The sequence below is a fragment of the Xenorhabdus khoisanae genome, assembly GCF_001037465.1.
Lineage (GTDB): Bacteria > Pseudomonadota > Gammaproteobacteria > Enterobacterales > Enterobacteriaceae > Xenorhabdus > Xenorhabdus khoisanae.
The window spans coordinates 36,480-45,925 of the sequence record NZ_LFCV01000034.1; the positions used below are offsets into that span (position 1 = coordinate 36,480).

The 9,446-nt window shown below is 45.5% G+C and carries 10 protein-coding genes and 1 pseudogene; all 11 read right to left on the reverse strand.

From position 1 onward, the window contains the following. Positions 1-98: 98 nt before the first annotated feature. Positions 99-1,514, reverse strand: coding sequence for a bifunctional UDP-N-acetylglucosamine diphosphorylase/glucosamine-1-phosphate N-acetyltransferase GlmU (gene glmU, locus AB204_RS06485; RefSeq protein WP_047962564.1), 1,416 nt, complete (start codon positions 1,512-1,514; stop codon positions 99-101). Positions 1,515-1,701: 187 nt separating this feature from the next. After that, positions 1,702-2,124, reverse strand: coding sequence for a F0F1 ATP synthase subunit epsilon (locus AB204_RS06490; protein ID WP_045967700.1), 423 nt, complete (start codon positions 2,122-2,124; stop codon positions 1,702-1,704). Between the two features lie 21 nt (positions 2,125-2,145). Then, a complete protein-coding gene (gene atpD / locus AB204_RS06495) occupies positions 2,146-3,528 on the reverse strand; it encodes a F0F1 ATP synthase subunit beta (protein ID WP_047962565.1) in 1,383 nt (460 codons plus the stop codon). Between the two features lie 34 nt (positions 3,529-3,562). After that, positions 3,563-4,426, reverse strand: coding sequence for a F0F1 ATP synthase subunit gamma (atpG, locus tag AB204_RS06500; RefSeq protein WP_047962566.1), 864 nt, complete (start codon positions 4,424-4,426; stop codon positions 3,563-3,565). A 73-nt stretch (positions 4,427-4,499) separates the two neighbouring features. Then, a complete protein-coding gene (gene atpA / locus AB204_RS06505; RefSeq protein WP_047962567.1) occupies positions 4,500-6,041 on the reverse strand; it encodes a F0F1 ATP synthase subunit alpha in 1,542 nt (513 codons plus the stop codon). A gap of 14 nt (positions 6,042-6,055) precedes the next feature. Continuing rightward, a complete protein-coding gene (gene atpH / locus AB204_RS06510) occupies positions 6,056-6,589 on the reverse strand; it encodes a F0F1 ATP synthase subunit delta (protein ID WP_047962568.1) in 534 nt (177 codons plus the stop codon). A gap of 12 nt (positions 6,590-6,601) precedes the next feature. Then, complete coding sequence (gene atpF / locus AB204_RS06515) at positions 6,602-7,072, reverse strand: F0F1 ATP synthase subunit B (protein WP_047962569.1); 471 nt, start codon at positions 7,070-7,072, stop codon at positions 6,602-6,604. A 55-nt stretch (positions 7,073-7,127) separates the two neighbouring features. Continuing rightward, positions 7,128-7,373, reverse strand: coding sequence for a F0F1 ATP synthase subunit C (atpE, locus tag AB204_RS06520; protein WP_047962570.1), 246 nt, complete (start codon positions 7,371-7,373; stop codon positions 7,128-7,130). Positions 7,374-7,423: 50 nt separating this feature from the next. Then, positions 7,424-8,248, reverse strand: coding sequence for a F0F1 ATP synthase subunit A (gene atpB / locus AB204_RS06525; RefSeq protein ID WP_047962571.1), 825 nt, complete (start codon positions 8,246-8,248; stop codon positions 7,424-7,426). A gap of 31 nt (positions 8,249-8,279) precedes the next feature. After that, positions 8,280-8,657 carry a F0F1 ATP synthase subunit I gene (atpI, locus tag AB204_RS06530; RefSeq protein ID WP_047962572.1) on the reverse strand — a complete coding sequence of 126 codons (378 nt, stop codon included), beginning with the start codon at positions 8,655-8,657 and terminating at the stop codon, positions 8,280-8,282. Between the two features lie 611 nt (positions 8,658-9,268). Continuing rightward, a pseudogene (gene gidB / locus AB204_RS21260) lies at positions 9,269-9,446 on the reverse strand (16S rRNA (guanine(527)-N(7))-methyltransferase RsmG); the annotation flags it as partial.

The window sequence follows — 9,446 nt, forward strand, 5'->3', positions numbered from 1 at the left end:
ATAAAGCCCTTTTTATGTCGCCAGCCTGATTGTGTTTCGGCTATTGCCGTCCCCGAGCTTTGTAGAGATGGGGATTATTATTATGGATATATCTTTATTTATTTTTTCTTAACAGGACGTTGCCAATTCTGAATATGGGTTTGCTTCACGCGGCTGATAACCAATTCGTTCTCAGCAACGTTTTTTGTTACTGTGGTTCCTGCACCAATAGTTGCGCCTTTCGCTACTGTAACAGGTGCAACAAGCTGGGTATCAGAACCAACAAATACATCATCGCCAATGATGGTTTTAAATTTATTGGCACCATCATAGTTGCAGGTAATTGTTCCCGCTCCAATATTCACATTATTACCGATTTCAGAATCACCAAGGTAAGTCAGGTGACCCGCCTTGGAACCTTTGCCAAGAGAGGATTTTTTCATTTCGACGAAATTGCCAACATGCGCTTTTTCCGCCAGTTTAGAACCGGGGCGTAAACGGGCAAAAGGCCCAACGGTGCACTCAGCAGCAAGTTCAGAATCTTCGATTACGGTATAAGGGCTAATTACCGTGCCATCACCAATAATGCAATTTTTCAGGATACAACCAGAACCGATATGAACATGATTTCCCAGTGTGACATGGCCTTCAATAATCACATTGGTATCAATCACTACATCACGGCCGTGTTCCAATGTTCCACGCAAATCAAAACGAGCAGGATCTAATAACATGACACCCGCCAGCAATAATTTATCTGCCTGTTCAGACTGGTAAATACGCTCCAGTGCGGAAAGTTGAAGGCGATTATTGACCCCTTCCATTTCACTCAAACGGCTTGGGTGTACTGCCTTTATTTGGCGCCCTTCTTTATGTGCGATCGCAATAACATCGGTAAGGTAATATTCGCCCTGTGCGTTGTTGTTTTCCAACTTGGATAGCCAACGTTTCAAATCACCGCCATTTGCCACCAAAATACCGGTATTAATTTCGTTGATTTTACGCTGCTCTTCCGTCGCATCTTTCTGTTCGATAATGCCCGTTACGTCGCCATTTTCGCGGATGATCCGGCCATATCCGGTTGGGTTATCCAAAATAGCCGTTAATAAACCAATACCGCCTTCTGGCTTAACGTCGATCAGACGCTCTAAGGTATCTTTGGCGATCAAAGGGACATCACCATAAAGGATCAGAATATCTTCATCATCCGAAAAATGTGGGGCGGCCTGCTGCATGGCATGACCAGTACCAAGCTGTTCAGCTTGCAGTACCCAGTTTAAATTTTGGTTGGCAAGATTTTGGTTGGAGAGTGTTTGTTTCATCAGGTCACCACCATGTCCATAAACCAGATGAACATTTTGCGTACCTAATTCCATTGCGATATCAATGACATGCTGAACCATTGGTTTACCAGCCAGCAAGTGCAGAACTTTAGGAAGATCAGAATACATGCGCGTTCCTTTACCTGCGGCAAGGATCACAACACTTTTTGCACTGATACTGTTTTCACTGGCACAGTTTTCACTAATAGACATAAGAAACCTAACAATTCCCAATTTTAAGTATGAAAGTAAACCTGTTTACGAAATAAATTGCTACATATTTCGCAATGCAAAAAAGCCAGTTAGCTTTCACTAACTGGCTTTTTATCTCACTGCCTATACCCTTAATCTTTCAAGTTGCAGCTCAGTTGGGCGCAATTCAAAATCTATCGGGTACTTATTACATCATTTTTTTTGTCAATTCGATAACGCGAAGTTTCGCGATCGCTTTCGACAATTCAGCAGATGCCTGAGCATAATCAACATCGCCGTGAGAATTACGGATATGTTCTTCCGCCTTGCGCTTGGCTTCAAGCACTTTAGCTTCGTCCAAATCCTTACCACGGATCGCTGTATCGGCCAGTACGATAACGCCGTTTGGCTGAACTTCAAGAATTCCACCTGACAGGTAGATAAATTCTTCTTCACCAAACTGTTTAACAATACGTATCATGCCCGGTTTTATGGCAGTAAGCAGTGGTGTGTGCTGAGGATAGATCCCCAATTCACCTTCACTGCCTGTCACCTGAATTTTCTGTACCAGTCCTTCAAACATCTGTTTTTCAGCACTGACTACGTTCAGGGAGAACGTCATTGCAGCCATATCAACCTCCCGTCAGCCGTATTAAAGCTTTTTCGCTTTTTCCACAGCTTCGTCGATGGTACCAACCATGTAGAACGCCTGCTCTGGCAGGTGGTCATAATCACCGTTCAGGATACCTTTGAAGCCACGGATGGTGTCTTTCAGAGAAACGAATTTACCTGGTGAGCCGGTGAAGACTTCTGCAACGAAGAATGGCTGAGACAGGAAGCGCTGGATCTTACGGGCACGTGCCACAACCAGTTTGTCATCTTCAGACAGTTCGTCCATACCCAGAATAGCGATGATGTCTTTCAGCTCCTGATAACGTTGCAGGATAGACTGAACGCCACGGGCAACATCATAGTGCTCCTGACCAACAACCAGTGGATCAAGCTGACGGCTGGTTGAATCCAGAGGGTCAACCGCAGGGTAAATACCCAGAGACGCGATCTGACGGCTCAATACGACAGTTGCATCCAAGTGAGCAAAGGTTGTCGCTGGTGATGGGTCAGTCAAGTCATCCGCAGGTACGTAAACCGCCTGTACGGAGGTGATAGAGCCAGTTTTGGTTGAAGTGATACGCTCTTGCAGAGCACCCATCTCTTCCGCCAGTGTTGGCTGGTAACCTACCGCAGATGGCATACGACCCAACAGTGCAGATACTTCTGTCCCTGCCAGGGTATAACGGTAAATGTTATCAACGAACAGCAGAACGTCACGGCCTTCATCACGGAATTTTTCCGCCATGGTCAAGCCAGTCAGTGCAACGCGCAGACGGTTTCCTGGTGGCTCATTCATCTGACCGTATACCAGAGATACTTTATCCAGTACGTTTGAATCGGTCATTTCATGATAGAAGTCGTTACCTTCACGGGTACGCTCACCAACACCAGCAAACACGGAGTAACCTGAGTGCTCGATCGCGATGTTACGGATCAGCTCCATCATGTTAACGGTTTTACCTACGCCCGCACCACCAAACAGACCCACTTTACCACCCTTAGCGAATGGGCAGATCAAGTCCATGACTTTGATACCGGTTTCCAGCAGTTCCTGAGAGTTGGACAGCTCTTCATAGGTTGGTGCTGTACGGTGAATTGACCAGCGCTCTTCTTCGCCGATCTCACCTTTCATGTCAATTGGATCACCCAATACGTTCATGATACGGCCCAGTGTAGCTTTACCCACTGGTACTTCGATTGGGTGCCCTAAATCAGTTACGTCCAAATGACGGCGCAGGCCATCGGAGGTACCCATTGCGATACAACGAACGATACCACCACCTAACTGCTGCTGAACTTCCAGCACCAATTTTTCTTCACCGTTTTTAACCTCAAGGGCATCGTATACTTTCGGTACGCTGTCCTGAGGGAATTCGACGTCCACTACGGCGCCGATTACCTGGATAATCTTTCCAGTAGCCATCTTGAATCCTCTACGTAATTCGTAAACCTAGCTGTTAAACCGCAGAAGCACCCGAAACGATTTCGGTGAGTTCCTGAGTGATGCTGGCCTGACGAGCCTTGTTGTAAACCAACTGTAACTCTTTGATCAGGTTGCCACCGTTATCGGTCGCGGCTTTCATCGCTACCATTCGTGCGGCCTGTTCACTAGCCAGGTTTTCAACGACGCCCTGATAAACTTGCGATTCTATATAGCGGCGCAGCAGGGTATCCAACAGCGCCTTAGGATCAGGTTCATACAGATAATCCCAGGACTTCTTCTTCAGTGTTTCATCGTCTCCGGCTGGCAGAGGCAATAACTGAGTGATCGTCGGAACCTGAGACATTGTATTCATGAACTTGTTTGTCACTATATACAGTTTATCCAGACGCCCTTCGTCATATGCTTGCATCATGACGTGGACTGGCCCGATCAATTCGGACAATGATGGGTTATCTCCCATCCCTGTTACTTGGGCAACAATGTTGCCTCCAACAGAAGAAAAGAAAGAAACCGCTTTCGATCCAACAAGCGCTAAGTCAACCTGAACGCTTTTATCAGACCAGTCTTTCATTTCTATCAGCAATTTTTTGAACAAGTTAATGTTCAAACCGCCACATAAACCACGGTCAGTCGAAACAACCACGTACCCAACACGCTTCACTTCGCGCTCTTCAAGGTATGGATGTTTGTACTCCAGATTACCTAACGCAAGGTGTCCAATCACACTGCGAATGGTTTCTGCATAAGGACGGCTGGCTGCCATGCGATCCTGCGTTTTACGCATTTTGGACGCGGCGACCATTTCCATCGCTTTAGTGATTTTTTGCGTGTTCTGCACACTGGCGATTTTGGTACGTATCTCTTTTGCGCCGGCCATTTCTGCTTCTCCTCATTAACCAGACGGCCCATGTTTTTTATTCATCAACAGAATCAAACAGGGCCGAATAGTGTTACCAGGACTGAGTCGCCTTGAAGGATTCCAACAGAGCTTTCAGCTTAGCTTCAATCTCTCCGTTGTAATCACCAGACTGGTCAATCTCTTTCAGAAGATCAGCATGTTCACGGCTAGCATATGCCAACAGCGCAGCTTCGAAACTGACCACTTTCGCGATTTCGACATCTTCCAGATAGCCACGCTCAGCAGCAAACAGGGACAGAGCCTGCTGTGCAATGGACATCGGCAGATACTGTTTTTGTTTCAACAGTTCAGTTACTTTCTGACCATGATCCAACTGCTTACGTGTTGCATCATCCAGATCAGAAGCAAACTGGGAGAACGCAGCCAGTTCACGGTACTGAGCCAGAGCGGTACGGATACCACCAGACAGTTTCTTGATGATCTTAGTCTGAGCAGCACCACCTACACGGGATACGGAAATCCCCGGGTTAACCGCCGGACGGATACCTGCGTTGAACAGGGAAGATTCAAGGAAGATCTGACCATCAGTAATGGAGATAACGTTTGTTGGTACGAACGCAGAAACGTCACCCGCCTGAGTTTCAATGATTGGCAGTGCAGTCAGAGAACCGGTTTGGCCTTTCACTTCGCCATTGGTGAATTTTTCAACATATTCAGCGTTAACACGCGCTGCACGCTCCAACAGGCGGGAGTGCAGATAGAAAACGTCACCAGGGAATGCTTCACGTCCAGGTGGACGACGCAGCAACAAGGAAATCTGACGATATGCAACAGCCTGTTTAGACAGGTCATCGTAAACAATCAGTGCATCTTCACCGCGATCACGGAAGTATTCACCCATCGCACAACCAGAATATGGTGCCAAATATTGCAGGGCCGCTGATTCTGAAGCGGACGCAACAACAACGATGGTGTTTTCCAGTGCACCGTGCTCTTCCAGTTTACGAACTACGTTAGCAATGGTAGAAGCTTTCTGAGCAATCGCAACATAGATACATTTGATACCAGAATTACGTTGGTTGATGATCGCATCGATAGCCAGAGCAGTTTTACCCGTCTGACGGTCACCGATTACCAGCTCACGCTGGCCACGGCCGATTGGGATCATGGCATCAACAGATTTGTAACCTGTCTGGACAGGCTGGTCAACGGATTGACGATCGATAACGCCCGGGGCAATCACTTCAACAGGTGAGAAGCCATCGTGCTCAACAGCGCCTTTACCGTCGATTGGCTCACCCAGTGTGTTAACAACACGACCAAGCAGACCACGACCAACAGGTACTTCCAAAATACGGCCGGTACATTTGACTTTCATGCCTTCGGCTAAGTCAGAATACGGACCCATGACAACCGCACCTACGGAGTCGCGCTCCAGGTTCAGTGCAATTGCGTAACGGTTGCCAGGCAGAGAGATCATTTCACCCTGCATGACATCGGCTAAACCGTGGATACGAATGATACCGTCGTTAACGGAAACAATCGTACCTTCATTGTGAGCCTCGCTCACGACATTGAACTGAGCAATACGCTGTTTGATCAGTTCGCTGATTTCGGTGGAATTCAGTTGCATATGCTCCAGTCCCCTTAAGACTGCAAGACGTCTGTTAAACGATCCAGACGGCCACGAATACTGCCATCGATCACCATGTCACCTGCGCGAATAATCACACCGGCAATAACAGACTTGTCAATTTTGCAATTCAGCTTCACTTTGCGTGACAGACGTTTTTCCATCGCCGCAGAAATTTTAGCCTGCTGCTGCTCATTCAGTTCGGACGCAGAAATCACTTCAACATCGATGGTTGATTCAAGTGACGCACGCAATTGGATAAATTGCTGGAAGACTTCTGGCAATACCAGCAAGCGACCATTTTCTGCCATTACACGAATAAAGTTCTGAGCATGCGCATCAACCTGCTCACCACAAATGGTGATAAAGGTTTTGGCTAACGTTTCCGGTGCCAATGAACCGGAAAGCAGCTCACCAACCTGCTCATTGCGAGTGACCTCGGCAGTGAACGCCAGCATGTTTTGCCAGTGTTCAAGAGATTGGTGTTCTACAGCAAAGTCAAAAGCTGCTTTGGCGTAGGGGCGAGCTACCGTAGCAAATTCAGACATGCCCCTCCCTCCTTACAGTTCAGCGACCAGTTTATCAACGATGTCGCTGTTAGCAGCTTCATCCACGGAACGTTCGATGATTTTCTCGGCACCTGCGATAGCCAGCATCGCAACTTGTTTACGTAACTCTTCACGAGCGCGCTTGCGTTCAGCTTCAATTTCAGCATGAGCTTGCGCGACAATTTTGTTACGTTCCAGCTCGGCTTCTACTTTAGCATCATCAATAATTTGGGCTTTTTGTTTATTAGCCTGCTCGATGATAACTTGTGCATCAGCTTTCGCTTTTTTCAGTTGGTCGGACGCATTGGCTTGCGCTAAGTCCAGGTTCTTTTTGGCACGCTCTGCTGAAGCCAAACCGTCAGCAATCTCTTTCTGACGTTTTTCAATGGCCGCCATGATTGGTGGCCATACATACTTCATGCAGAACAAAACAAACAGGACAAACGCGATGGCCTGGCCGAGGATTGTTGCGTTAATATTCACGGCACAATACCTCTATTTCAATTAATGAATTGGCGTAATTTGCAGTTCTGCTATTTTACTTGCCGCCAACAGCGAACATCATAAATAAGCCCAGGCCCACAGCAATCATCGGGATGGCGTCAACCAGACCCATGACGATAAAGAACTGCGTACGCAGCAGAGGAATTAAATCAGGCTGGCGTGCAGCGCCTTCCAAGAATTTACCCCCGAGGATGCCGATACCGATCGCAGCACCGATAGCCGCCAACCCCATCAGAATAGCGGCAGCTATGTACAGCAGATCCATATTCAGGTTTTCCATGACAGTCTCCAGTTTGTTTCAGTTAAAACACTATTATTGATTGATAAAAATTAATGTTCTTCAGATGCCATCGAGAGATAAACAATCGTCAGAACCATGAAAATAAAGGCTTGTAACGTAATAATCAGTATGTGGAAAATCGCCCACGGCAGGCTGAGTAACCACTGTGACCAAAACGGTAAAAGAGCCGCAATAAGAATAAAGATCAATTCACCGGCATACATATTACCAAACAGTCGCAGACCGAGTGATATAGGTTTAGACAGCAAGCTGACCCCTTCCAAAATTAAGTTAATTGGAATAAACAGTGGATGGTTGAAAGGCTGTAATGTCAGCTCCTTCGCAAAACCACGAATTCCTTTCATCTTAATGCTGTAGAACAGAATGAGGACAAAGACACCCAGAGCCATCGACAAGGTAACGCTGACATCTGCTGTTGGAACAATGCGCAGAGCAGGTAAGCCGAAGACGTGTTCACCGATTAAAGGAATAAAATCGATTGGCAGCAAATCCAATGCGTTCATCAGTAACACCCAAACGAACACAGTTAAAGCCAGTGGGGCAATGACTTTGCTCTTACCGTGATACATATCACGAACGGTGTTATCAACGAAACCGATTACCATTTCTACTGCAGTCTGGAATTTACCCGGAACGCCATCAGTGGCGCGAACCGCGACTCTTCTGAATACAAATAGAAACAACATTCCTAATACGATGGAGAAAAAAAGCGAGTCAATGTTCAACGTCCAGAACGTCGCCTCATAACCACTAGCGTGGGGATTGACCAACTCAAAGGTACGCAAGTCCAACTGAAGATTCTTCAGGTGGTGGCTTATGTACTCCGAAGTTGAAACTTCTCCTGATGCAGACATGATGCTTTTTACCCTTTTGTTGTTAAAAACGCTAACCGTTCATTACGGCAGGTGCGATGATCTGCACAATCAGCACCGCTAAATAGGCCACACCAAGTGGTGCAAATGCCGCTTTGAACACCCCTAAAGCGACTATCAGCACAGTTATCGTAATGATAACTTTAACCCCTTCGCTAATCGCGAAAAACCATGCAATCCGTACTGGAACACCTTCTTCTTTCGCTTTTTGGAAGCGGCTAAGCAACATGAAGATGACATTTGGTAGCCAACATGCTAACCCACCTGCAAAAGCAGAAGCGCCCCACTCTATACTTTTGGTACAAAAAGCTACACTGAGAATAACAAAAGTCATTAACTGCAAAAGTAACAGTTTCAGTGCCATTCTACCGCTGTAAAGGGATACAGACATGACTTTTGTTTTCTCCCTGAGGTACACCATCACATATCAGGTCTTGCTGAATGCTGTATAAAACTGGCTTTGCTTAAGAGTGTCAAGTGACAAAAACGTGCAAATTATACGGGCCGCCAAAATGAATTCAATCCATAAGTAGCGAAAAAGTGAATAATTATTTAAATTTCTAACTTTGGTGCTAGATTGCTCACAAATACCATTTAATATTCTGCAACGATTAATGGGATAAATGCGAAATTAAACGTGATGCGTATCACACCAAACAAAATTCATCAATTATTTTTATCATTAAATATATGATAAAGATTTTTTATTTTTTCCACTTAAAATCAATCAATTAATATTATACCTATAAAATTTTATCTGCTATATCGATAAAAAAGGTTAAATGTTTATTTTGCCCACTTTCCCTAAATTTTATTTATAAAGAAAATCGATAGCTGTCATCAGAAAGAAAAATCATATCAATATAAAAATAACGTTGTTTTTCTGTGAACAACCAGTAAATAAAATTAAAACAATGGAAAGGAATAATTAGTAACGCTAGCAACATCTTAAATGTGGTTAGCATCACTAATTATTTATATTTTTATTGACAAATAACAAAGTTAGTTTGACTTAAGAATAACCAGATGACGCTGTTCATCCAACTCTGCAACTTGAAGAGAAATAGCTTTCTCAAGGACGATCCCTGCGGGCAATTGAGCCAACTCATCTTACGGTAACACACCTTTCAGAGCATAAAAACGCCCTTCAAGCGGCTTAGGGAGATGATGGCACCAAGAG

What these genes read in the sequence shown, in the direction of transcription:
- glmU (WP_047962564.1), bottom strand. Translation starts at nt 1,514, where the DNA reads ATGTCTATTAGTGAAAACTGTGCCAGTGAAAACAGTATCAGTGCAAAA.
- AB204_RS06490 (WP_045967700.1), bottom strand. Translation starts at nt 2,124, where the DNA reads ATGGCTGCAATGACGTTCTCCCTGAACGTAGTCAGTGCTGAAAAACAG.
- atpD (WP_047962565.1), bottom strand. Translation starts at nt 3,528, where the DNA reads ATGGCTACTGGAAAGATTATCCAGGTAATCGGCGCCGTAGTGGACGTC.
- atpG (WP_047962566.1), bottom strand. Translation starts at nt 4,426, where the DNA reads ATGGCCGGCGCAAAAGAGATACGTACCAAAATCGCCAGTGTGCAGAAC.
- atpA (WP_047962567.1), bottom strand. Translation starts at nt 6,041, where the DNA reads ATGCAACTGAATTCCACCGAAATCAGCGAACTGATCAAACAGCGTATT.
- atpH (WP_047962568.1), bottom strand. Translation starts at nt 6,589, where the DNA reads ATGTCTGAATTTGCTACGGTAGCTCGCCCCTACGCCAAAGCAGCTTTT.
- atpE (WP_047962570.1), bottom strand. Translation starts at nt 7,373, where the DNA reads ATGGAAAACCTGAATATGGATCTGCTGTACATAGCTGCCGCTATTCTG.
- atpB (WP_047962571.1), bottom strand. Translation starts at nt 8,248, where the DNA reads ATGTCTGCATCAGGAGAAGTTTCAACTTCGGAGTACATAAGCCACCAC.
- atpI (WP_047962572.1), bottom strand. Translation starts at nt 8,657, where the DNA reads ATGTCTGTATCCCTTTACAGCGGTAGAATGGCACTGAAACTGTTACTT.